General features: G+C 70.4%; 26 protein-coding genes. 10 read left to right on the top strand and 16 right to left on the bottom strand.

What is annotated here, in order from left to right; all coding sequences use genetic code 11:
• Positions 1–13: 13 nt before the first annotated feature.
• The 9 genes from F4559_RS34210 to F4559_RS34170 form a co-directional block, all read right to left on the bottom strand.
• Positions 14–352, bottom strand: coding sequence for a hypothetical protein (locus F4559_RS34210; RefSeq protein WP_184675286.1), 339 nt, complete (start codon positions 350–352; stop codon positions 14–16).
• A 2-nt stretch (positions 353–354) separates the two neighbouring features.
• Complete coding sequence (locus F4559_RS34205; RefSeq protein WP_184675283.1) at positions 355–726, bottom strand: sterol carrier family protein; 372 nt, start codon at positions 724–726, stop codon at positions 355–357.
• Entirely contained in the window at positions 726–1532 is an 807-nt protein-coding gene (locus F4559_RS34200; protein WP_184675281.1) for an ESX secretion-associated protein EspG, read from the bottom strand. The genes F4559_RS34205 and F4559_RS34200 overlap by 1 nt, the downstream gene beginning before the upstream one ends.
• 69 nt (positions 1533–1601) lie before the next feature.
• The gene (locus tag F4559_RS34195; protein ID WP_184675279.1) at positions 1602–2957 is read right to left on the bottom strand and encodes a PPE domain-containing protein; all 1356 of its coding nucleotides are present in this window, start codon (positions 2955–2957) and stop codon (positions 1602–1604) included.
• A 36-nt stretch (positions 2958–2993) separates the two neighbouring features.
• Positions 2994–3383, bottom strand: a complete 390-nt coding sequence (locus F4559_RS34190) for a transcriptional regulator (RefSeq protein ID WP_184675272.1) — start codon at positions 3381–3383, stop codon at positions 2994–2996.
• Positions 3384–3505: 122 nt separating this feature from the next.
• Positions 3506–4096, bottom strand: coding sequence for a DUF3558 domain-containing protein (locus F4559_RS34185; protein WP_184675268.1), 591 nt, complete (start codon positions 4094–4096; stop codon positions 3506–3508).
• A gap of 50 nt (positions 4097–4146) precedes the next feature.
• Complete coding sequence (locus F4559_RS34180; protein WP_184675265.1) at positions 4147–4743, bottom strand: DUF3558 domain-containing protein; 597 nt, start codon at positions 4741–4743, stop codon at positions 4147–4149.
• A 373-nt stretch (positions 4744–5116) separates the two neighbouring features.
• A complete protein-coding gene (locus F4559_RS34175; RefSeq protein ID WP_184675262.1) occupies positions 5117–7276 on the bottom strand; it encodes a putative bifunctional diguanylate cyclase/phosphodiesterase in 2160 nt (719 codons plus the stop codon).
• 61 nt (positions 7277–7337) lie between these two features.
• Positions 7338–8159, bottom strand: a complete 822-nt coding sequence (locus F4559_RS34170) for an SAM-dependent methyltransferase (protein ID WP_184675258.1) — start codon at positions 8157–8159, stop codon at positions 7338–7340.
• Between the two features lie 126 nt (positions 8160–8285).
• Between F4559_RS34170 and F4559_RS34165 the strand changes: the two genes are divergently transcribed.
• The 4 genes from F4559_RS34165 (at position 8286) to F4559_RS34150 (ending at position 11865) form a co-directional block, all read left to right on the top strand.
• Complete coding sequence (locus tag F4559_RS34165) at positions 8286–9188, top strand: pentapeptide repeat-containing protein (protein ID WP_184675255.1); 903 nt, start codon at positions 8286–8288, stop codon at positions 9186–9188.
• 1 nt (position 9189) lies between these two features.
• Positions 9190–10113, top strand: coding sequence for a pentapeptide repeat-containing protein (locus F4559_RS34160; protein ID WP_184675252.1), 924 nt, complete (start codon positions 9190–9192; stop codon positions 10111–10113).
• An 81-nt stretch (positions 10114–10194) separates the two neighbouring features.
• Entirely contained in the window at positions 10195–10992 is a 798-nt protein-coding gene (locus F4559_RS34155; protein WP_184675249.1) for a lysozyme, read from the top strand.
• 99 nt (positions 10993–11091) lie between these two features.
• Positions 11092–11865, top strand: coding sequence for a lysozyme (locus F4559_RS34150; RefSeq protein ID WP_184675247.1), 774 nt, complete (start codon positions 11092–11094; stop codon positions 11863–11865).
• 39 nt (positions 11866–11904) lie between these two features.
• Here the strand turns inward: F4559_RS34150 and purL are convergent, their stop codons facing one another.
• The 4 genes from purL to F4559_RS34130 form a co-directional block, all read right to left on the bottom strand.
• The gene (gene purL / locus F4559_RS34145; RefSeq protein WP_184675245.1) at positions 11905–14163 is read right to left on the bottom strand and encodes a phosphoribosylformylglycinamidine synthase subunit PurL; all 2259 of its coding nucleotides are present in this window, start codon (positions 14161–14163) and stop codon (positions 11905–11907) included.
• On the bottom strand, positions 14160–14831 hold the full coding sequence (gene purQ / locus F4559_RS34140; protein ID WP_184675243.1) for a phosphoribosylformylglycinamidine synthase subunit PurQ: 672 nt from the start codon (positions 14829–14831) through the stop codon (positions 14160–14162). Before purQ ends, purL begins: the two co-directional genes overlap by 4 nt.
• On the bottom strand, positions 14828–15067 hold the full coding sequence (gene purS, locus F4559_RS34135) for a phosphoribosylformylglycinamidine synthase subunit PurS (protein ID WP_184675240.1): 240 nt from the start codon (positions 15065–15067) through the stop codon (positions 14828–14830). Before purS ends, purQ begins: the two co-directional genes overlap by 4 nt.
• A gap of 217 nt (positions 15068–15284) precedes the next feature.
• The gene (locus tag F4559_RS34130; RefSeq protein ID WP_312865970.1) at positions 15285–15809 is read right to left on the bottom strand and encodes a hypothetical protein; all 525 of its coding nucleotides are present in this window, start codon (positions 15807–15809) and stop codon (positions 15285–15287) included.
• A 136-nt stretch (positions 15810–15945) separates the two neighbouring features.
• Between F4559_RS34130 and F4559_RS34125 the strand changes: the two genes are divergently transcribed.
• Together F4559_RS34125 and F4559_RS34120 are read left to right on the top strand one after the other, a co-directional pair.
• The gene (locus F4559_RS34125) at positions 15946–16920 is read left to right on the top strand and encodes an NAD-dependent epimerase/dehydratase family protein (RefSeq protein ID WP_184675230.1); all 975 of its coding nucleotides are present in this window, start codon (positions 15946–15948) and stop codon (positions 16918–16920) included.
• A 13-nt stretch (positions 16921–16933) separates the two neighbouring features.
• Positions 16934–17545, top strand: coding sequence for an MBL fold metallo-hydrolase (locus F4559_RS34120; RefSeq protein ID WP_184675228.1), 612 nt, complete (start codon positions 16934–16936; stop codon positions 17543–17545).
• Here the strand turns inward: F4559_RS34120 and F4559_RS34115 are convergent.
• Both F4559_RS34115 and F4559_RS34110 read right to left on the bottom strand, forming a co-directional pair.
• Complete coding sequence (locus F4559_RS34115; protein ID WP_184675226.1) at positions 17467–18174, bottom strand: DUF2334 domain-containing protein; 708 nt, start codon at positions 18172–18174, stop codon at positions 17467–17469. The genes F4559_RS34120 and F4559_RS34115 overlap by 79 nt on opposite strands.
• Positions 18175–18353: 179 nt before the next feature.
• The gene (locus tag F4559_RS34110) at positions 18354–19235 is read right to left on the bottom strand and encodes a phosphoribosylaminoimidazolesuccinocarboxamide synthase (RefSeq protein WP_184675224.1); all 882 of its coding nucleotides are present in this window, start codon (positions 19233–19235) and stop codon (positions 18354–18356) included.
• 64 nt (positions 19236–19299) lie between these two features.
• Between F4559_RS34110 and F4559_RS34105 the strand changes: the two genes are divergently transcribed.
• From F4559_RS34105 to F4559_RS34090, 4 genes are read left to right on the top strand one after another with little or no spacing between them, the layout of a single operon-like run.
• A complete protein-coding gene (locus F4559_RS34105; protein WP_184675222.1) occupies positions 19300–20151 on the top strand; it encodes an ABC transporter substrate-binding protein in 852 nt (283 codons plus the stop codon).
• Complete coding sequence (locus F4559_RS34100) at positions 20148–20978, top strand: amino acid ABC transporter permease (protein ID WP_312865969.1); 831 nt, start codon at positions 20148–20150, stop codon at positions 20976–20978. The genes F4559_RS34105 and F4559_RS34100 overlap by 4 nt, the downstream gene beginning before the upstream one ends.
• Positions 20975–21721, top strand: coding sequence for an amino acid ABC transporter ATP-binding protein (locus tag F4559_RS34095; protein WP_184675218.1), 747 nt, complete (start codon positions 20975–20977; stop codon positions 21719–21721). The genes F4559_RS34100 and F4559_RS34095 overlap by 4 nt, the downstream gene beginning before the upstream one ends.
• A 32-nt stretch (positions 21722–21753) precedes the next feature.
• Positions 21754–22149: a hypothetical protein gene (locus F4559_RS34090; RefSeq protein WP_184675216.1), complete on the top strand. Its 396-nt coding sequence runs from the start codon at positions 21754–21756 to the stop codon at positions 22147–22149.
• 15 nt (positions 22150–22164) lie between these two features.
• Here F4559_RS34090 and F4559_RS34085 read toward each other — a convergent pair whose 3' ends face one another.
• Positions 22165–22452, bottom strand: a complete 288-nt coding sequence (locus tag F4559_RS34085; RefSeq protein WP_184675214.1) for a cyclic-phosphate processing receiver domain-containing protein — start codon at positions 22450–22452, stop codon at positions 22165–22167.
• Between the last annotated feature and the right edge of the window lie 5 nt (positions 22453–22457).

Below are 22457 nucleotides of genomic sequence, written 5' to 3'. Positions count from 1 at the left end.
CGGGCCCCTCCCCTCAGGGCCTACGGCACTGATCAAGCTTGACCTGGACGCCCTGCTGGTCGAAGCCACTCTTGTCGTGCTGGCTCACGTGACAGATCACGACATCGCCTACCTGGACGCCTTCCGGCAAGTCCGAGATGTCGACCGCCTTCTTGCTCACCGGTTCCAAGGTCGACTTGGGCTCGGCCTCGTCGATCTCCAAATTGGCGTACGGAGCCTGCACCTGCACCGAACTCGTGAACCCGGGATTCAGCTTGGTGACCTTGAACCGGACGTCGCCCTCCCACTCGCTGGAGCAGCCCACCAGCAGGAAAACCAAGGCCACCAAGGGAAGCAGTCGCAGCAGCTTCATGATCAGAACCTCACCACGGGAAGGTAGGTCGACAGGTCGGCGCGGCTGCCCGACGCGGTGACCCGGAAGTCGTCCAACGCCGCGGCCCAGTCCAGGCGGCCGGTCGCGAGTTCGAGCCAGGTGCGGGGATCCGTCTCGATCACGTTGGGCGGGGTGCCGCGGGTGTGGCGTGGGCCGGGCACGCATTGCACGGCCGCGAAGGGCGGCACGCGGACCTCCACGCTGCGGCCCGGTGCGCTTTGCTCCAGGGTGCGCAGGCTCAGGCGCACGGCGGCGGCGAGAACTTTGCGGTCGGGTTTCTCCGCCTCGCCGGTGAGCCAGGGGAGGACGAGCGCGACGGCGTCGCGCATCTCCTGCGGGTCGACCGCGGGCATCACTGCTGCTTGGCGGCGGTGACGGCCTCGCCGAGCAGTTGCTCGACCTGGTGGGTCAGCCGGCGCGTGTCGGTCGGGGTGAACGTGCTCCACGGCGTACCGCCCGTGGTGCGGCGCTGTTGCAGGAACCGGCCTTCCTCGGTGTCGAAGAACGCGACCACGCGGTCCGGGCGGCAGCGCTTGTTGTAGCGGTCGCGCGCGGCGGCACCGAAGTTCCCGGTGTGCACCAGGCCGGTGAACATCTTGACCACGGCCTCGGCGTCCTCCTGCCGCAGGCCGTGCGAGCGCAGGGCCTGTTCGAGCTGACGCGGGGAACCGTCCGTGCCCTGGACGGCGGCTTCGAGGTCGGCGCTGGGCATGGTCACCGAGTGGCCGGTGCCCGCCGGGTGCTGCGGGAGCATGCCGACGACCCCGCTCGCCAGGCCCGTGCCCGACACGGCCCGGAACGTCAGGCCGCTCTCGGTGAGGGTGGCGATGGCGCCGTCGTCGCCGTTGGCGACCGCGAGCACGCGGAGGCTCTTGCCCAGCCAGAGCCGACCGTCGACCTCGCGTTCGGGTCGGACGAACAGGCGCAGGAGGTGGTCGAGTCCCGGTTCGAGGCCGCGCGGGTTGCCCAGGCCCCGGCTGTCGACGGCGTGCCAGACGCGGCGTTCGAGTTCGGCGCGTTCGGCGTGGGTCTTGCCCGGCGACGGCACCTTGATCACCAACGGCATGGGGCCGAGGCCGAGCCGTTCCCAGAGGACGTCGAACTCCTCGGCCGACAGCGAGATCGGCGCCCGCTCGGCCGGTCCCCCGAAAATCGTCACCGCAACGCTCCCACTCGCGGACGGGTCCGCGGGCGCGACGTGCGCCCGCGGACCGTCGTCTCGGACCTGCTACTGCTGTTCGCCGATGACCGGCGGCGCGACGAGCCGGTCGTCGCCGAACACGTCGGTCGTCTCGACCAGGTAGTCGGCGGACTTGTGCTCGATGTCCTCGTCGCCGTTGCCACCGTGACCGCCACCGGCCATGCCACCGGCGCCCGCGGCACCGCCACGACCACCGGACGCGCCACCGGGGCCACCGGCACCGGGGGCGTTCATCCCGAACGCGCCCGCGCCGGCCATGCCGCCGCGGCCGAGCTGCTGACCGGGACCGCCCTGGCCGGCGAACCCGCCCGGACCACCGGGGAAGCCGCCGGGTCCGCCGCGCAGACCGCCCTGCCCGTTGGGGCCGAACGGGTTCGGCCCGCCGCCCGGGCCCATGGGCCGCAGCGAGGGCTGGAGCGGACGCGGACCGCCGGGCGTCGGCGCCGGTCCGGGCTTGAGCCCGGGACCGCCGACGGGCGGCGGCTTGGGGCCGGTGCCCGGAGGCGGCGTCGGGTTGGGGCCCGGGGTCGGCGGCTGCCACACGGGCGGCGGCGTCGGCGTCGGGTTCGGACCGCCGACGGGCGGCGGAAGCGGCGTGACGGGCGGACCGGGCGTCGGCGCGGGCGGCGCCCACACCGGGTTGGTCACGCCACCGCCGTTGCCCGGCGGGGTGTAGACCGGGGAGACCGTCGGACCGGTCGGCGGCGGTGCCCACGAGGTGTTCGTGGTGCCCGAGTTGTCGGTCGGCGCGGACCAGGTCTTGGGCGTGTTGTAGTTCGCGCTGGAGCTGTTGTACTCGCCGGCCGTCGCGGGCGGCGGGGTGTCGATGACGACCTTCGGCGGCGGGACGAACTCGCCCAGCGTGCCGGAGTTCCACTCGCTGCTGGACTGGTAGGTGTTCATCACCTGGACGGCCTTGGCCTCGGCGTTGTCCTGCGCCGCTTCCTGCCGTTCGTGGTCCTGCTGCTGCTGGACGACGTGCGCGATGCCCGACGGACCGCCGAGGAAGCCGAGGATCTTGTCCCCGGTGGACGGTGCCGCGGTCGTGACCGGGACCGGCTCGGGCATCTCCTTGCGCGCGTCCGCGATGTAGTCGCCTTGGAGCTGCGCGGAAGTCTTCATGACGTCGGAGCCCTGCTTGGCGTCGGCGGCCCACTGCGCGAGCGGCGACAGGGCTGCGGTCGCGGCGTCGGCCGTCGAGCCTTCCCACGTCGCGCCGAGCTTGTCGAGCCCGATCTTGATCGACTCGTCGATGTCGGCCAGGGTCTCGGACAGGGCCTTCCAGCCGTCCTCGATCGGACGGGACGCCGCGACCCCCGGACCGGCGTTGATCATCGTGTGCAGCTCGGGGTGTGTGTAGCCGCGCCAGCGGTGGTCACCCATGGTGTTTCGCCCCCCTCGGGTGCGTGATCAGGAGGTTCAGCCGTTGTTGACGCGGCCCCAGGCCGCGGTGTTGTCGCCCTCGACGGCGCGGTAGTCCGCTTCGATGGCGGTGAGTTGGTCGACCACGCCCTGAAGCTGATTGCGGTAGGCGACGATCGCGGAGAAGGCCGCGGAGTCGCCGGCACCGAAGGTGTTCTCGTTGAACTTGTCCGCGGTTTCCTTGCTGACCGGGTCACCTGCCCAGTTCCGCGCCTGGATGCCTTGGAGCGCGCCGTTGAGCGTGTTCTCGAGTCGGCCAAGAGCCTCGGCGAACACCTTGCGCGCCTCGGGGATCGCCGAAGGATCGACGCTCAGCTTCTGCTGACTCCCGCTGTACTCGGGGATCGGGGCCTGCGTGGACCCTCCACCACCGTCCGCGATGAACACGGCACCCCTCCAAGAGCTGATCAAGTGTGTGTGCGATCGGAATTACTCTAGCTCTGATGGGGTCGTCGGGTGAGCGGTTCCCACTGCAAATGAGTAGTTACCCGCACACGGATCGCTTCCGACTACTTCGCTACCAGAGTCGCGACCACTTCGGTGACGGTCTTCAAGGTCGGCTCGCACACGGCGTCGCCCTTCAACGCGCCGAACGCCATCACGTCGGACGAGACCACTTGACCGTCGGACACGTCGACGACGACCGCGCAGGAATCGCCCAGCGGCATGGAACTCGCCATCTTCAACGCGGGGAATCCGGCGATCTCAATTGGTTCCGGTGTCTTCGCCCCACCGCTGTAGTACTCGACACCCCGGTCCGGGTAGACGGTCATGCCGGTGAGGTACTTGTGGTCCTCACGACTCACCGTGCACTCCTGGTATCCCTCATCGTCGGTCTGTTTGGTCGGCGTGCCACCAAGACCCAACTTCGCGCGCTGGGCGTCGGTCAGCAGGGTGCACGGGTCGACGTCCTTGATGTTGATCGTCTTGGGCCGCTTCTTCGGCGTCGCGGACGTCGAGGGCTTGGCCGAACCCGACGGCTGCGACGACCCGCTCGCGGTGGTCGTCGGCGCGCTGCCGGCGGACGGCGTGCCCGGAGTGGACTCGGCGCACGCGGTGAGCACGAGTGCGGCGGCGAGGAACGGCAGGGCACGACGCATGCGGCCAACGTAACCGGTCCACGTCGGCGCCGGCGGCGGTTCGGGCCGGCTCACTTCATGAGCGTGGCCACGACCTCGGTGGCCGCGTTCCGGGCGAGTTCGCACAACTGGTCGGGCTTCAGGTTCTGCCCCAGGCTCGACGCCAGCACGTCGACCATCTGCCCGTCCGAGACGTCGATCGCCGCGTAGCAGTGGAACGGGTTCTTCGCGTTGGTCGCGTAGACCCCGGGGAATCCGCCGATCTCCGCGGCAGTGGGTTCGACGTCGAAGCTGCCGTCGAAGTACCAGTTCAAGCCCACTGTCGTCACCGTGACGATCTGCACCGAGTACTTGAAGTCCCGCCGTCCGACGTCGCAGGCAGGCGACCGGTAGAGGTCGTTCCGCGTAGCTTTGGGCTCCGCGTCCAACCCCAACTGTTGCCGCGCGGACGCGGCAAGCAGGGTGCACGGGTCGACGTCCTTGATGTTGATCGTCTTGGGCCGCTTCTTCGGCGTCGCGGACGTCGAGGGCTTGGCCGAACCCGACGGCTGCGACGACCCGCTCGCGGTGGTCGTCGGCGCGCTGCCGGCGGACGGCGTGCCCGGAGTGGACTCGGCGCACGCGGTGAGCACGAGTGCGGCGGCGAGGAACGGCAGGGCACGACGCATGCGGCCAACGTAACCGATCGTCGCGCGCCCGCGGGGCGGAAAGGGGCAATCACCCGGTCGCTGCCCTGTGCCCCGCCGTCGGCAGCGGGAGGTTCGGCGGTGGGATGCCTCCGAGGAAGGAGTCGTGTCCATGCGGACACGGGTTGTCACGGTGGCGCAGTCCGGGCCGAAGCGGGGCGTGGGACGACGGTCCCCGACTGGCACGTGTTCGACTTCGTCCTGGGGGGCGCGGACCGTGCTGCGACTCCACGGCGGGGTGCGCGGCCACCCGATCATGCCCGGACGGCCGTCCACTTCGGACAGTTTGATCCGGCGGGCACGACTGGCGAACTATGCGACCACACACGCGCGCAGACGACACAGTCTTGCTCGACTAACGCCGCAGCAGCTCGTCGATCTCGTGCGGCTTCATGGGCTTGGCGAAGAACCAGCCCTGCCCGGTGTCGCAGCCGAGCCGGTGCAGGCGTTTGGCCTGCGCCGGCGTTTCCACGCCCTCGGCCGTCACACCCAGCTCCAGGGCGTGTGCCAGGCGCACGAGCGTCGACACGATCGCCATGTCGACCGCGTCCTCCTCGTCCTCGGCGCGCAGCCCCTCCATGAACGAGCCCGCGATCTTCAGTTCGTGCACGGGCAGGTGCTTGAGGTAGGCCAGGTTCGAGTAGCCGGTGCCGAAGTCGTCGATGGCGATCCGCACGCCCATGTCCGACAGCACGCGCAGGGCCTCCAGCGGTTCGTCCGCCGTGCCCATGATGGCGCTCTCGGTCAGTTCGAGCTGGAGCTGGTTGGGCGGCAGCACGCACTCGTCGAGGATGCGCTTCACGTCCCGGACCAGCTCCGGGTCGCGGGACTGCCGCACGGCCAGGTTCACCGACACGAACGGCGCGGCCTCGCCGAACTCCTCACGCCACCGCTTCGCCTGCTCGCACGCCCGGCGCAGCACCCACCGGCCCAACGGCACGATCAGGCCGGTCTCCTCGGCCAGTTCGATGAACCGGTCCGGCGCGAGCCGCCCGAACTCGGGGTGCTGCCAGCGGACCAGGGCCTCCACGCCCACGACCACGCTGTCCTCCAGCCGGACCAGTGGCTGGTAGTCCACGTAGAACTCGTCGCGTTCCAACGCCGCCGGCATGGTCGCGGACAGGGTGAACCGGGCGACCTCGCGGGCGTTGCGCTCCGGGTCGTACAGCGCCCACCGGGACTTGCCGTCGGCTTTGGCCCAGTACAGCGTGATGTCCGCGTCGCGCATCAGGTCCGCGGCCGTGGTGCCGGGCAGTTCGCGCTCGACGATGCCGATGGACGCGGACACGGTCAGCTCGTGCCCGGCGATGCGGATCGGGGACTCCAGCTCGCGCAGCACGCGGTCGGCGACGTCCACGATGTCGCGCGTGTCACGGGACCCCTCGACCAGGATCACGAACTCGTCGCCGCCCATGCGCGCCACGAGCTTGCCCGGCCCGGACACCGAGTGGTCCAGACGCCGGCCGACCTCGACGAGGAGCTGGTCTCCGACGTCGTGCCCGAGGCTGTCGTTGATCACCTTGAACCCGTCGAGGTCCAGGTAGCACAGGCCCGCGCGGGCGCTCTCGCCGTTGTGGAACACGCGGCTGAGCCGTTCGAGGAACAGCGCGCGGTTGGGCAGGCCGGTCAACGGGTCGTGCAACGCCTGGTAGCGCAGGCGGTTCTGGAGCAGGTGGCGTTCGGTGACGTCCTCGATCATCGCCACCTGGTACTGGGGTTCGCCGTGGTCGTCGCGCACGAGCGACAGCGTCAGGTGCGTCCACACCTGCTCGCCGTCGGCGCGGCGGAAGCGCTTCTCGGCCCGGTAGTGGTCGAGTTCGCCCGCGGTGAGCTGGTCGTAGAGCCGCCAGACCGCGGTGCCGTCCTCCGGGTGCATGAGGTCGCGGATGTTGTACTGCCGCATCTCCTCGACGCCGAAGCCCAGCATCTCCTGCAACGCCTGGTTGACGTCCAGGATGCGGCCCTCGATGTCGGCGATGCCGATGCCGATGGCCGCGTCGGTGAACATGGCGCGAAACCGCGCCTCGGACGCCCTCAGCGCGGCCTCGGCCTGGTCGCGGGCGTCGAGCACGGCCGCGCGGATGGCCTCCTGCTCGGCCAGGGTCCGTTCGCGCAGGGCCCGCGCGTACCCGGCGGACAGCGCGCCCTGCAACGCGGCCAGCCGCGATCGCATCAGTTCGTCCTGCGGTATGCCCAATTCGGACAGCAGGTCGTCGCCGAGGAGCTGGACCGTGCGGCCGAGCGTGTCGGTGCCGGTGAAGTGCGCCTCGACCAGGCGGGCGCCGATCTCGTAACCCGGTGCGGTGCGGAACGGCGACGCGTGCAACGCGTGCACGAGCACCTCGGTCAACGACCTCAGGTGCTCGGCGACCTCGGTCCGGGTCATCGGCACGTAGCTGCTGCCGATGACCGCGGTGGCCCAGGTCCGCGCGAACGACTCCGCCCCGGCGAGAACCGCGGGGTCGAGGTTCGATCGGCCTGGCCCAACCACCCGATGGTCAACCTGTTCCGTCATGTCCGCCGGCCTGCCACCACGAACCCAGAGGATACGGGCGCCCGCCGGGTGGAGTCGAACATCAGCGCTTCCGTCCCACCACGCCGAAGCTCATGAACCTGTGCGCGCCCTCGTCGACGTCGTCCGGCGAGTCGGGTCGCCACAGGGGAAGCCGGGCGACGCCGGGCTCCACGAGGTCTAGCCCGGTCATCAGCGCCTCGACCTCCTGCCGGGGCCGGTAGGTCATCTCGCTGACGCCCCGGTTGTAGGTGTTGCGCGCCTCGTTCCACGCCGGGTTCCACTCGCCCGGTTCGTAGCCGGCGTGCGAGAGCGCCAAGTAGCTGCCGTCCGGCAGGGCGTCCCGGTACGACGCGACGATGCCGCGCGGGTCCTCCTCGTCGGACACGAAGTGCAGCAGCGCGACCATCAGCAGGCCGATCGGGCGGTCGAAGTCGAGCAGGTCGAGGACCTCGGGCGACTTGAGCACCGTTGCCGCGTCGCGCACGTCGGTCTGGAGCACGTTCACCAGCGGGTTCCCGGTCAGGATGGCCCGGCTGTGCGCGACGGCGACCGGGTCGATGTCCACGTAGACGACGCGGGCGCCGGGGTCGACGGCCTGCGCGATCTCGTGCACGTTGCCGACGGTCGGGATGCCGGACCCGAGGTCGAGGAACTGCCGGATGCCCTGGTCGAGCAGGAAGCGCACGGCACGGCGCAGGAACGCGCGGTGGTTGAGGATGACCGATTTCAGGACCGGTACGTCGGCGAGCACCTTGTCCGCCACCATGCGGTCCACGGCGAAGTTGTGCGCGCCGCCGAGCCAGTAGTCGTAGACCCGCGCGATGCTCGGGCGTCCCAGGTCGATGTCTCCGGGCGCCCACGCGGGGCGCTCAACGCCGTCCACTCGTCACTCCCTTGCTCGGTCGACCGGTACATCATGGGCCAATCCGGTGAGTTGGCACACCGTCCCTTTGCTCTCGGCGCCGATTTGGTCACCGTGCGCCTCGTCACCGGCGAGAATTCCCGTCTTGTGGGTCAACTCTGGATCGCCGGCTGCGTCGTGATCGTGACAGCCGTCGTGCTCGCCTCCCTGTCGCTGCGTCGGCGCGGCAGCATGCTCCCCGCCACGCTACTCGGCTCGATCGGCCTGTTCCTGCTGGTCACGGGCTGGCTGTTCGCCGTGGACCCGAACGCGCCGAAGAACGAGGCGATCAAGACCGGTGGCCTGGCCGGCGGCGCGGTCGTCGCGCTGTACGCGTTGTGGCTCAACGACCGGCGCAGACGCACCGACGAGGAACGCCAGGCGATCGAGACGCGCCGGCACGAGTTGGAGAACGCGCGGGCCGAGCACGACCGGTCCCGCGTGGCCGACGAACGGTTCGCGCGCGCCATCGAACTGCTCGGGCACGAGACCGAGCAGGTGCGGTCGGGGGCGTTGCACGCGCTGGCCGGCCTGGCACGCAACCGCGACGAGTACCGGCAGACCGTGCTGGACGTCCTGTGCGCCTACCTGCGGCGGCCGTTCCGGCGCGGCAAGTCCGACGACCCCGAGCTGCAGGTGCGGCACACCGCGCAACTCCTGATCAACAACCTGCTCCCGGGCCTGCGGGACGCCGACGCGCAGCACCACGTCCTCAATCTCACCGGTGCCTACCTGGAGTACTTCGACATCTCGGAACGGCAGGTCGGCACACTGCTGGTGCGCGGCGCGACGTTCTCGCACTCCACGTCGTTCCGCGGGCTCGTGGTGCACGGCGACGCGTACTTCACCGAGTCGAAGTGCAAGGGTCGGCTGCGGCTGGACAACGCGGTCTTCCACGGGAAAGCGTGGTTCAGCAAGGTCGACGCGTCCGAGGGCGAGGTCGTCCTGACCGGCGCCCGCTTCCTGGGCGAGACCAAGTTCGCCGGTTCGACCGGCCTGGGGAGGGACTGACGTGCGCAAGCGCGGACTGCTGCTCAGCGGCATCGCGGCGATCCTGGTGACGGTGGCGACGATCGTCGTGCTGCTGCTGGTCGACCCGAGGACCGGGTTGGGCGAGGCGATCAAGACCGGCGGGCTCGCGGGCGGGTCGATCGTGGCGCTGTACGCGTTGTGGCTCAACGACCGGCGCAGACGCACCGAGGAGGCCCGGCACGACCTGGAGAGCGTGAAGATCGCCGACGAGCGGTTCGCCCGCGCGGTCGAGATGCTCGGGCACGACGCCGACCAGGTGCGTGTGGGCGCGATGCACGCGTTGGCGAACCTGGCACGCACTACGCCGCGCTACAAGCAGACCGTGCTGGACGTGCTGTGCGCATATCTGCGGAGACCGTTCACGCACGAGGCGTTCACGACGACGCCGGCCGACCCCGACCAGTCCGGGGTCGAGCAGGGCGACCAGGACCGCGAACGCACCGTCCGGCTGACCGCGCAACGCCTGATCACCGACCTGCTGCCGTGGGGGATGGACACCGATCCGGTGCTCTACCACCTGGACCTGACCGGCGCGAACCTGGAGTACCTGCGGTTGGAGGGTCGTCGGGTCGGCCGGTTGACCGCGCGCCGCGCGCGGTTCCACGGCATCACCGCGTTCCGGGGAGCCACGTTCGGCAAGCCCGTGCTGCTGTCCGGCGCGATCTTCCACGGACGCCTGGACCTGCGGGAAGCCCGGTTCGACGGCGGCATCGCGTTCACCGACACGACGTTCTCGGGACGGGTCGAGCTGTCCGACGCGACCGTGGGCACGTTCCTCGCGTTGGCGCCCGAACCGCCCGCGGACGTGCGCGGCACGCTGACGCTCGGCGCCGACGTCGCCCTGCGCACTCCCGACCAGGGCTGGCCCCTGGCGAAACCGGCGGGCGACGAACCGGCCGGGTGACGGCCCCGGATGCGGAACACGGCGGGAAGGCCGACGATCTAGGCCGGACGTACCAGCACCGTCGACCGAACGGGGGGCGCCGTGAGCACCCGCACCTGGACCGCTCTTGTCGCCGCGCTGTCGCTCACCGCACCACTCGCACCGGCCGCGTCGGCGCTGCCCGCCGGGTCCGCCGACCACTACGCGGGTTCGCAGATCCGGAAGCACGAGGGCACGTCGGCACGTGCGGACGGGCCGCCCGCCTACACGCCGGGTTCCGTGCCGGGCATGGACGTCAGCAGCCATCAGGGCGACGTGGACTGGCAGCGGCCGTGGGACGACGGCGCGCGCTTCGCGTACGTGAAGGCGACCGAGGGCACCACGTACAAGAACCCGAACTTCCACCAGCAGTACGACGGCGCGCACGCGGTCGGCATGATCCGCGGTGCGTACCACTTCGCGCTGCCCGACCGGTCCGGCGGCGCCGAGCAGGCGGACTTCTTCGTGGACAACGGGGGTTGGTGGAACGCGGACGGCCGCACGCTGCCCGGCGCCGCGGACCTGGAGTACAACCCTTACGGGGACACGTGTTACGGCCTGGACCAGAACGCGATGGGCGCGTGGGTCAAGGCGTTCAGCGACCGCGTCGCCGAGCGCACGTCGCGTTTCCCGACGATCTACACGTCCACGAGTTGGTGGGACCGGTGCGTCGGCACGTCCGTCTCCTTCGGAGCGACGAACCCGTTGTGGGTCGCGCACTACACGGACGTACTGGGCGACCTGCCGAACGGCTGGGACTACGAAACCATCTGGCAGTGGCAGGCGGCGGGCCTGTTCCCCGGCGACCAGAACCTCTTCAACGGCACGCACGACCAGCTCACCCGCATCGCCGCCGGGTGAGGCGCCCCGGTGAACAAACGACCATTCCACTGGTTGCCCCGGTGAAGTGATCGGCACACTTCCCGGGCACCGCCGAACCTGCTCCGAGGAGTACCGCAAATGAGACCACTCGCCCGCGTCGCCGCCGTGCTCGTCTCCTGCGCCGGACTGGCGTTAGTCGGCACCGCCGCCACCGCCGCGCCCGTCGTCGACCACGCGATGGGCTCGCAGATCGTCAAGCACGAAGGCGTGGCCACCGGGTTCGCCGCACCCGCCGCGCAGGCCGCGGTCGAGGGCGTCGACGTCAGCAGCCACCAGGGCAACGTCGCGTGGAGCACCTACTGGGGGCAGGGCAAACGGTTCGCCTACGTGAAGGCGACCGAGAGCACGAGCTACAAGAACCCGTACTTCGCCCAGCAGTACAACGGGTCCTACAACGTCGGCATGATCCGCGGCGCGTACCACTTCGCGTTGCCCGACAAATCGTCCGGCGCGACACAGGCCGACTACTTCGTGGACAACGGCGGCGGGTGGTCGCGTGACGGCAAGACCCTGCCCGGCGCGCTGGACATGGAGTACAACCCGTACGGCGCCACCTGCTACGGGCTGGGCAAGACGGCGATGACGGCGTGGATCAAGGCGTTCAGCGACCGCTACCGCGCCCGCACCGGGCGGTGGCCGGTGATCTACACGTCGACGAACTGGTGGAACCAGTGCGTATCCGGCGACTTCAGCTCCACCAACCCGCTGTGGGTCGCGCGGTACTCGTCGAGCGTCGGCACGCTGCCGTACCGGTGGAACGTCCACACGTTCTGGCAGTACACGTCGTCGCCGATCGACCAGAACAGGTTCAACGGCGCACAGGACCGGCTCAAGGCCCTGGCCGACGGCTGACCGGCGGGGTGGTCGGTCGCCCGACCACCCCGTGTCCCGTCAGTCGAACAGCGCGGGCAGCGTGCCCGACCACGCGGCGCGCAGCTCGTCGAGCCCCAGCTCGCCGAGGCCCTGGAATTCCAGCGCCTTCGACTCGGGGTCGACCACGCCGACCTTGCGCCACGGCAGACCACGCGCCGTGCACATGTCCGTGAACCGCAGTTCCTCGGTGCGCGGCACGGCCACCAGCACGCGGCCGGCGGACTCGCTGAACAGCTCGGTGAACGCGTCGCCCGCCAGGAAGATCCGCGCACCCACCTCCCCCACCAGGCACGTCTCGACCAGCGCCTGGGCCAGACCGCCCTCGGCCAGGTCGTGCGCGGCGGACAGCATGCCGTCGCGCGAACCCGCCACGAGGATCTCGCCGAGCAGCTTCTCCCGGGCCAGGTCGACCTTGGGCGGCAGGCCGCCGAGGTGACCGTGCACGACGTGCGCCCACTCGGAGCCGCCGAACTCGGCGTGCGTCTCGCCGAGCAGCAACAGCGTCTCGCCCGCCTCGGCGCCGATGCCCGTGGGAATGCGGCGGCGGACGTCGTCGATCACGCCGAGCACGCCGACGACCGGCGTCGGCAGGATCGCGGTCGAGCCGGTCTGGTTGTAGAAGCTGACGTTGCCGCCGGTCACCGGGATGCCGAGCTGCGCGCAGCCGTCCGCCAGGCCCTTCACGGCCCGCTCGAACTGCCACATCACGGCCGGGTCCTCGGGCGAACCGAAGTTCAGGCAGTTCGTCACGGCGACCGGGGTCGCGCCCGTGGTCGCCACGTTCCGGTACGCCTCGGCCAGCGCGAGCTGCGCGCCCGTGTACGGGTCGAGCCGGGTGTAGCGGCCGTTGCAGTCCGTGGCCAGGGCGACGCCCCGGTGGGTGGACTCGTCGATCCGGATCATGCCCGAGTCGGCGGGCTGGGCCAGGACCGTGTTGCCGCGCACGTACCGGTCGTACTGCTGCGTGACCCATTCGCGGGACGCGAGGTTGGGGGACGCGGCCATCCGCTTGACCAGGTCGAGGACCTCGTCGGCGGCCGGGCGGGCGAGCTGGTCGGGCGTATCGGCCTGGAGCGCGTCCTGGTCGTCCGGGCGCTGCACCGGGCGGTGGTAGACCGGGCCTTCGTGGGCGACCGTGCGCGGCGGGACGTCCACCACGACCTCGTCGTGCCACGTGATCACCAGGCGGTCGCCGTCGGTGACCTCGCCGATCTCGGTCGCGATCACGTCCCACTTGGCGCAGACGGCCATGAACGCGTCCACGTCCTCGGGTCGCACGACCGCGCACATGCGCTCCTGCGACTCGCTGGACAGCACCTCGGCCGGGGTCATGCCCGACGCGCGCAGCGGCACCCGGTCGAGCTGGACGCGCATGCCGCCGTCACCGGCGCTGGCGAGTTCGCTCGTGGCGCAGGACAGGCCCGCGCCGCCGAGGTCCTGGATGCCGACCACGAGGCGTTCGCGGAACAGCTCCAGCGAGCACTCGATCAGCACCTTCTCGGTGAACGGGTCGCCCACCTGCACGCTCGGCAGCTTCTTGCGCTTGCCGGCCGTGTCGTCGAACGTCTCCGACGCCAGCACGGACACGCCGCCGATGCCGTCGAGGCCCGTGCGCGCGCCGTACAGGATGATCTTGTTGCCGGTGCCCGACGCGTGCGCCAGGTGCAGGTCCTCGACCCGCATCGAGCCCACGCACATCGCGTTGACCAGCGGGTTGCCCGCGTACGTCGCGTCGAACACGACCTCGCCGCCGATGTTGGGCAGGCCCAGGCAGTTGCCGTACTGGCCGACACCCGCGACCACGCCCGGCAGCACGCGGCGGGTGTCCGGCGCATCGGCCGGACCGAACCGCAGCGGGTCCATCACGGCCAGCGGACGGGCACCCATGGCGAGGATGTCGCGCACGATGCCGCCCACGCCCGTGGCCGCGCCCTGGAACGGCTCGACGTACGACGGGTGGTTGTGGCTCTCGACCTTGAACGTGATCGCCCAGCCGTCGCCGATGTCGACCACGCCGGCGTTCTCGCCGATGCCCGCGAGCATCTTCGAGCGCATCTCGTCGGTGGTCGTCTCGGTGAAGTACTTGAGGTGCACCTTGGACGACTTGTAGGAGCAGTGCTCGCTCCACATCACCGAGTACATGGCCAGCTCCGCGTCCGTCGGCCGGCGGCCGAGGATCTCGCGGATGCGGGCGTACTCGTCGTCCTTCAGGCCCAGCTCCTTGTAGGGCTGCTCCTGGTCCGGAGTGGACTCGGCGTGCTTGACGGTGTCGGTCACGCGTTCACCACCGCGTCGAGCAGGGACAGGAACATGCCCAGTCCGTCGTCCGTCGGCCCGGTCAGCGCGTCGATCGCGTGCTCCGGGTGCGGCATGAGCCCGACCACGCGGCCGTTGGCGCTCGTGATGCCGGCGATGTTGTTGCGCGAACCGTTGGGGTTGTCGCCGACGTAGCGGAACACGACGCGGCCTTCACCCTCCAGCTCGTCCAACGTGTTCCGGTCGGCCTGGTAGCCGCCCTCGCCGGACTTGAGCGGCACGAGGATCTCGGCGCCCTTGTCGTAGCGCGTGGTCCACGCGGTGTCGTTGTTCTCGACCTTCAGCCACTGGTCGCGGCAGACGAAGTGCAACTTGTGGTTGCGGATCAACGCGCCGGGCAGCAGGTGCGCCTCGGCCAGGATCTGGAAGCCGTTGCAGATGCCCAGGACCGGCATGCCCTTGTTCGCGGCCTCGATCACCTCGGTCATGACCGGCGCGAAGCGGGCGATGGCACCGCAGCGCAGGTAGTCGCCGTACGAGAAGCCACCGGGCACGATCACCGCGTCGACGCCCTTGAGATCGTGGTCGGCGTGCCAGAGGGGGACGGCCTCCCCGTCGGCGTAGCGGACCGCGCGGGCGGCGTCGACGTCGTCGAGCGTGCCGGGGAACGTGATGACCCCGACCCTCATGCCTCGACCCGCCGCACGACCCAGTCCTCGATGACGGGGTTGGCGAGGAACGTCTCGGCGATCTTGGCGAGCGTGGCGTCGTCGACGTCGTCGGCGACCTCCAGCTCGAAGTGCTTGCCCTGACGGACGGTTTCGACTCCGTCGAACCCGAGACGGGGCAGCGCGTTGGCCACCGCCTGTCCTTGCGGGTCGAGGATTTCGGGCTTCGGCATGACGTCGACGACGACTCGGGCCACGACAGGCTGCTCCAAGGTAGGAGGGCTGGCGGTACCGGCGAAGCCTACCTGAGCTGGGTGTTCATCGAGTTCACAGGTGGCGGAGGGCACGAGTTCACCCGATCGTGCCGCCCGTTTCGACCGTCCCCTCTGCTAACCTGATCCCAGCTTCGGCCCGTAAGCCGGGGAAGTGAACCCAGTCAACGTCCGGACGGTCGACGGCTGGGTTTCGCGCTGTTCAGGGTCGGATGTCGACCCACACCACTTCCTCGACGACCGGCCGCACCCTCCGGGCCCAATCGCCTCCCGCACCGTGCGACCACGCCACCGCGTCAGCGATCCACAACAGCGACTCCCGCGTACTGGACATGTGTTCGTAGATGAACCCTGAGGCTCTCGGGTATTTGCCGAGCGTCGTCCGGATGGTCCGCATGTCGAACACATCCCGCTCCTCCCTGGAGTCCAGGACCAGCCGCACGCAGTTCACGTCGATCAGATCCTCGGCGAGTCGGGCCACACACGCCTGCCGGGCCGCTTCGACGTCACGCCCGCAGGACGCCTGGTGGATCACCGCCTTGGCCTGCCACTCGACCAGTCGGGACAGGATCTCCTTCCGCCGACTCGGCATCTCCTTCTTGAAGTGCAATTCGTACTGACCGGGGAGAAGCAGCCCGCCCAGGCGCTTGCGCAGGACGGTCAGGTCTTTCGGGTCGACGATCGCCGCTGCCAGGTAGTACGTGTCGTTCCGGCGGGATTCGTCCACAAAAGCATGCACGCTCACGTGCGGATATCGGCTTAGCCGATCTTCGTCTTGACGCGCACCACCCGAACGTGTGTTCGATGTTCGCTGTGGGCGTACGCACTGGCGTGTCGGGTGGTCCGCCGCCACTGTGGGGATCATGCGGATGCTGGTGCTCGGCGGGACGGTCTTCCTGGGTGGATCAGTGGCCGCCGAAGGCGTGCGGCGCGGACACGAGGTGGTGTGCGCGGCACGCGGTGTCTCCGGGAACGTGCCCGACGGCGCGGTGCACGTGCCCGTCGACCGGAACACCGGGCTGGACGCGTTGCGCGGCATCGACGTCGACGCGGTGGTCGACGTGGCGACCATGTCCGTCACCTGGGTGCGCGACGCGTTGCGGGTGCTCGGGCACGTTCCGCATTGGACGTTCGTCTCGAGCTGTTCGGTCTACGCCGACCACGGCACGCCCGGCAGCCGGACCACCCTGCCGCCGCTGGAGGACGACCCGGGGGCGCCCATGTCGCCGGACCGGTACGGATCGGTGAAGGTGGCCAGCGAGAACGCGGTGCGGGACACGTGCGGCGACCGCGCGTTCATCGTCCGGGCCGGACTCATCACCGGGCCGGGCGACAAGACCGACCGGTTCGGCTACTGGCCGAACAGGCTGAGCCGGGGTGGGCGGGTGGCCGTGCCCGACGTGCCCGACCAGGCCGCGCAGCACGTCGACGTGCGCGACCTCGCGGCCTGGGTCGTCGACGCGGCCGAGCGGCGGGTCACCGGCACGTTCGACGGCATCGGACCGGCCGACCCGCTGAGCCTGGTGCTCGGCGAGATCGCGGGGGCGACCGCACCGCAGGGCACCGAGCTGGTGCGCGTGCCCACCGACGTGCTCGAAGCGCACGGCGTCACGCCGTGGTCCGGGCCGCGTTCACTGCCGCTGTGGCTGCCCGCCTCGCACCGCGCCCTGATGTTCCGCGATCCCGGCCCCGCCCTCGCCGCCGGCCTCCGGACAAGACCGACCGCCGAGACGGCCGTCGACGCGTTGGCGTACGAACGGTCCCTCGGCCCGGACCGCCCCCGCCGCGCCGGCCTGCCGCCCGACGTGGAGGCCGGACTCCTGACGGCCCTGGCGTGATAGGGAGGTCCACATGCGTTTCACCCACTTCGGCCACTCGTGCGTGCTCGTCGAGACGGCGGACGCCCGCCTGCTGTTCGACCCGGGCACGTTCTCGGCCGGCTTCGAGGACCTGACCGACCTCGACGCCATCCTGATCACGCATCAGCACGTCGACCACATCGACGCGGACAAACTGCCCGGCCTGCGCAAGGCCAACCCGTCGGCACGCCTGATCGTGGCCGGTGGACTGGACGACGCGACCACCGCCGAGGCCGGACAGGTGCACGAGTTCGGCGGCACGCGCGTCGACGTGCTCGACGCTCCGCACGAGGACATCCACCCGAGCGTGCGGATGCCCGCGAACGTCGGCTTCCTGGTCGACGACGGCGCGTTCTACCACCCGGGCGACTCGCTGTACGTGCCCGATCAGCGGGTCGACGTGCTCGGCGTGCCCGTGGCCGCACCGTGGATGAAACTCTCGGACGCGACGGACTTCTTCGGCGCCGTAAAGCCGCGACTCGGATTCCCGATCCACGAAAAACTTCTCGCCCGCACGCAGTTGTACTACGGGTTCCTGTCGGCGACCGCACCCGAAGGCGCCGAGTTCAGGGTGCTGCCGGAGGGCGAGTCCGTCGCGCTGTAGGTGACCGGCGACGCGCCGTGGTGCAGCGCGAGGTCGACGGCCTCGAGCAGCACCTCGCGCGTCGCGAGCCGGTCCAGACCGGCCGCGTCGACGCCGAGGCGCACCAGCCCGTCCCGCCGCGCGGCCCGCCCGACACCGAGCAGGTAGCTCCAGTGCTCGGCCACCGGACGCACCCGCCCGGCCACGACGACACCCGTACGAAGATCACGCACACCCGACATGTCCGCGCACACGGCGAACCGATGCCGACGCAACGCCACCAACGTCCCCGGCGAGGCAAGCCACCCGGGCGGCGCAAACGCTTCCGTCCACAACCCGAGCCGGTGCAGAGCGGCACGAGCGGCAACCAGCCGCAGCCCGGCCTCGTGGGCGGGCAGAGCGGAGAACTCGGCACGCCGGCGCAGCGAGTACGGATCGGCACTGTGGTCGAACCCGTGCATGACCAGCACGTCCCGCCCGGAAAGCCGATCACGCACCCAGTCCAACGCCGCCCCTTCGACGGCTTTGCGCGGCGCCAAGAGCAGGGAGAGCGGAACACCCCGCAGATCAAGTTCCCGCGCGAGGTCGACACACCGGGCAAGCACGGCGGGCCCGATGCCGGACAGCGAAACCGCGAGCTGGGCGACCATGGCCCCCAGTGCGCCCCACCGTCATGGCGACCGCCTGACAGCGAGATGACGCCTTGATGCGGATCGCACGAACACCAAGGCACACCCCGTACCCGACACATCACTCACGGTGCCCGAGTGCACATTTCGCAGTGCCTGAACGCACAACTCACGGTGTCCGAACGCATAACTCGCGAAATCTAGGGCCAGGAGGTGAAGGGGGAACCGGTGATGAGGTCGTGCGCCTCGATGTAGCGGGAACGGGTCGCGGAGACCACATCCGAGGGCAAAGCCGGAGGTGGAGTATCGGAGGCCCGGTCCCAACCCGACGCGGGAGACGTCAACCAGTCCCGGACGTACTGCTTGTCGAACGAAGGCTGAACCACCCCCGCCGAATACCCCTCGGCAGGCCAATACCGCGAAGAATCGGGCGTCAGGACCTCGTCGGCCAGCACGAGCGTGCCATCGGGAGCCAGACCGAACTCGAACTTGGTGTCGGCCAGGATCACCCCGCGCGACCGGGCCAATTCCCGCCCGGCCTCGTAGACGGCCAAAGTCATGTCACGGACGCGCGCGGCCAGGTCCGCGCCCAGCAGAGACTCCACGTGCGCGAAATCCACGTTCTCGTCGTGCTCACCGACCGCCGCCTTGGTCGCCGGAGTGAAGATCGGCGACGGCAACTCGGACGCCTCCGACAGACCAGCGGGCAGGGAAACCCCGCACACCGACCCCGAAACCCGGTACTCGGCCAGCCCCGATCCCGTCAGGTACCCCCGGGCCACGGCCTCCACCGGGAGCATCCGCAGCTTCCGCACGAGCAGCGCCCGCCCCCGCACCTCCTCGGGAATCCGCGCGTCGTCCCACGCCACGAGGTGGTTGGGCACCACGTCGGCCAGCTGCGTGAACCAGAACACGCTCATCGCGGTCAGCACCCGCCCCTTGTCCGGGATGGGGGTCGACAGCACGTGGTCGAACGCGGAGATCCGGTCCGAGGCGACGAACAGCAGCAGGTCGTCGTCGACCTCGTGGATCGACCGGACCTTGCCGGTGGCGACGACGGGGTAGTCGGCGAGTGTAGGCACGGGCCGCAGCGTAACCGTTCCCAGCTCATGGGCAGCGCATCCCACCCTGGGGCAAGATGCCCCCATGCGTGCTCCCCTGCTCATCGCCGCGGCTGCCCTGCTCGCCGCCGCCTGCGCTCCGGCCGACGAGGCCGGTCCGCCCTCACAGACCCTGGTCAACGGTCTGCCCTGCACGAAGGACAAGCTCGCGACCCTGACCGCGGGCAAGATCACCTTCGGCACGGACCAGCCCGCGTACGCGCCGTGGTTCGTCGACGACGACCCGTCCAACGGCAAGGGCTTCGAGTCCGCGATCGCCTACGCGGTCGCCGGCGAACTCGGTTACGCCAAGGAGGAGGTCGTCTGGACCCGCGTGCCGTTCAACGCGGCGATCCAGCCGGGCAAGAAGACCTACGACGCGGACATCAACCAGTTCTCGATGACCGAGGAACGCCGCCAGGCCGTCGACTTCTCCGCGTCGTACTACGAGGTCGCGCAGGCCGCGGTCACGCTCAAGACCGGCAAGGCCGCGGGCGTGAAGACGCTCGCCGACCTGGCCCAGTACAAGATCGGCGCCCAGGTCGGCACGACCAGCTTCGACGCGGCGACCCGGATCGTGCCGTCCCAGCAGGTCGCGGTCTACAACACCAACGACGACGCCAAGGCCGCGCTCACCGCCGGTCAGATCGACGTGCTGCTGCTGGACCTGCCGACCGCGCTGTACGTGACCTCCGCCGAGCTGACCGATGCCGCGATCCTGGGCCAGGTGCCCGGCGGCCAGGGTCGGCGCGAGCACTTCGGCATCGTGCTGGACAAGAACAGCCCGCTGACCGGCTGCGTGTCGATGGCCCTGGACACGTTGCGCGGCAAGGGCAAGCTCAAGGAGATCGAGCAGCAGTGGCTGGCGGCCCAGGGCACGGCTCCCGAGCTGAAGTGACGAGCGACGTCGGACGGGAGCGCTTGGCGTACAAGCGCTCCCGCGCGCGAAGGTCCACTGTGGTCGCCCTGCTGTCCACGGTGGCCTTCGCCGTCGTCGCCTGGTTCGCGGTCACCGGCTCGCCCGGCTGGCCGCGGGTCCGGCAGTCGTTCTTCAACGCGGACGTGGCGTGGCGCGCGCTGCCCGGCGTCCTCGAAGGACTGTGGCTCAACGTCCGCGTGCTCGTCGTGTGCGGCGCGATCATCCTCGTGCTGGCGCTGGTGGTGGCCGCGTTGCGTACGCTGCCCGGCCCGATGTGGTTCCCGGTGCGCGCGTTGGCGACGGCGTACGTGGACCTGTTCCGCGGCCTGCCGTTGATCATCACGCTGTACCTGGTCGGTTTCGGCCTGCCCGCGTTGCGGCTGACCGGGATCCCCAACGACTACGTGGTGCTCGGCGGCATCGCGTTGATCCTCACGTACACCGCGTACGTCGCCGAGGTGTTCCGCGCGGGCATCGAGTCCGTGCACCCGTCGCAGCTCGCGGCGGCCCGTTCACTCGGGTTGGGCCGGCGCAAGACGTTGCGGCTGGTCGTGCTGCCGCAGGCCGTGCGCCGCGTGACGCCCGCGCTGCTCAACGATTTCGTCGCCATGCAGAAGGACTGCGGTTTGATCTCCGTGCTGGGTGCGGTCGACGCGGTGCGCGCGGCCCAGATCGAGCAGGCCCGTTCGTACAACTTCACCCCGTACGTGGTCGCGGGCCTGCTGTTCGTGCTGCTCGCGGTGCCGTCGGCGCGGCTGGCCGACGCGGTGACGCGCCGCGCGGCGACCCGGCAGGGCGCCCGGTGAACCCGGTTCTCGGCGTGCGCGGCCTGGTGAAGCGCTACGGCGACCGCACCGCGCTGGACGGGATCGACCTGGACGTGCACGAGCACGAGGTGGTCGTGCTGATCGGCCCGTCCGGTTCGGGCAAGTCGACGCTGCTGCGGTGCGTCGACCTGCTGGAGGAGATCGACGACGGGCAGGTGCTGCTCGACGGCGTGGACGTGTCCGACCCCCGGGTCGACCCGGACGTGGCCCGGCGTGGCATCGGCGTCGTGTTCCAGTCGTTCAACCTGTTCCCGCACATGACCGTGCTGGACAACGTCACGCTCGCGCCCCGGCACGTGCACGGCGTCGCCCGGGAGACCGCCGAAAGCCGGGCGCGGGACCTGCTCGACCGGGTCGGGCTCGCCGACCGCGCGGACGCCTACCCGGACCGACTGTCCGGCGGCCAGCAGCAACGCGTGGCGATCGCGCGTTCGCTGGCCTACGACCCGCGCCTGCTGCTGCTCGACGAGATCACCAGCGCCCTGGACCCCGAGCTGGTCGGCGAGGTGTTGGCACTGGTCAGGGAACTGGCCGAACAGGGGCGGACGATCCTGATGGCCACCCACGAGATGGGGTTCGCCCGCCGCGTCGCCGACCGGGTGTGCTTCCTGGACGGCGGTCGTCTGATCGAGCAGGGACCGCCGGAGCAGGTGCTGGGCGATCCCGAGCACGAGCGGACCCGCCGGTTCCTGGCCCGGATCGTGGACGCCGGGCGACTGTAGACCGTTCGGCGCAACGCCCTACTCTGCACGGCGTGCCCAGGATCACGACGGTCATCCTCGCGTTACTGCTGTGCGGTGCTTGCGGCACACCCGAAGCCGCACCCCAGCCACCGCCGCGGCCGAGCACGTCGTCGAGCGTGCCCGTGCCCCGGGTCACCGCGATCTCGGTGCGGCCGACCACGACCACGACGACCACCACCACCGCGGACCCGCCCGAGCCGCCGGTCGTCGTCACGACCACCGCCCGGCCGGTCGTCGCCCGGACCACCACGGTGGAACCCACCCCGCTGCCGCGCCCCGACCCGACGGTGATCGCGCTGGAGGGCCTGCCGTGCGGTGACGAGGGCGCACCCGGCGTCGACCCGACGGGCCGGGACCTGACCTGCGCGCCGGGCACCCGGGGTCGCCTCAGGTGGGTCGAACCGTGACGACACGCGGGACCCTCAAGCCGGACGTGCCGTGACCCCGGGCCCGTAGCGCCGGCTCATCCCGACCAGCCAGTCCCGGCCGACCGGGTTGGCCGTGTGCACGTGCACGACCGGTGGCCACACGTCCCGTTCGCACAACCAGAGCACGACGGGACGCGTGGTGTCGTCACCGCCCAGGTCGTGGTCGAACGACACCGCGTCGACCGGGCCGTCCTCGAACACGCGGACGGCCTCGGCACTCGTCTTCGCCCACAGCCACCCGTCGGGCGCCGGGCGCAGGTCGTCGACCCAGAGCCTGCGCACGGTGG

It is taken from the genome of Saccharothrix violaceirubra, from assembly GCF_014203755.1.
GTDB classification, from domain to species: domain Bacteria; phylum Actinomycetota; class Actinomycetes; order Mycobacteriales; family Pseudonocardiaceae; genus Actinosynnema; species Actinosynnema violaceirubrum.
The sequence above is the reverse complement of the archived record's forward strand: the minus strand, read 5'-3'. Positions and strand labels throughout refer to the sequence as shown.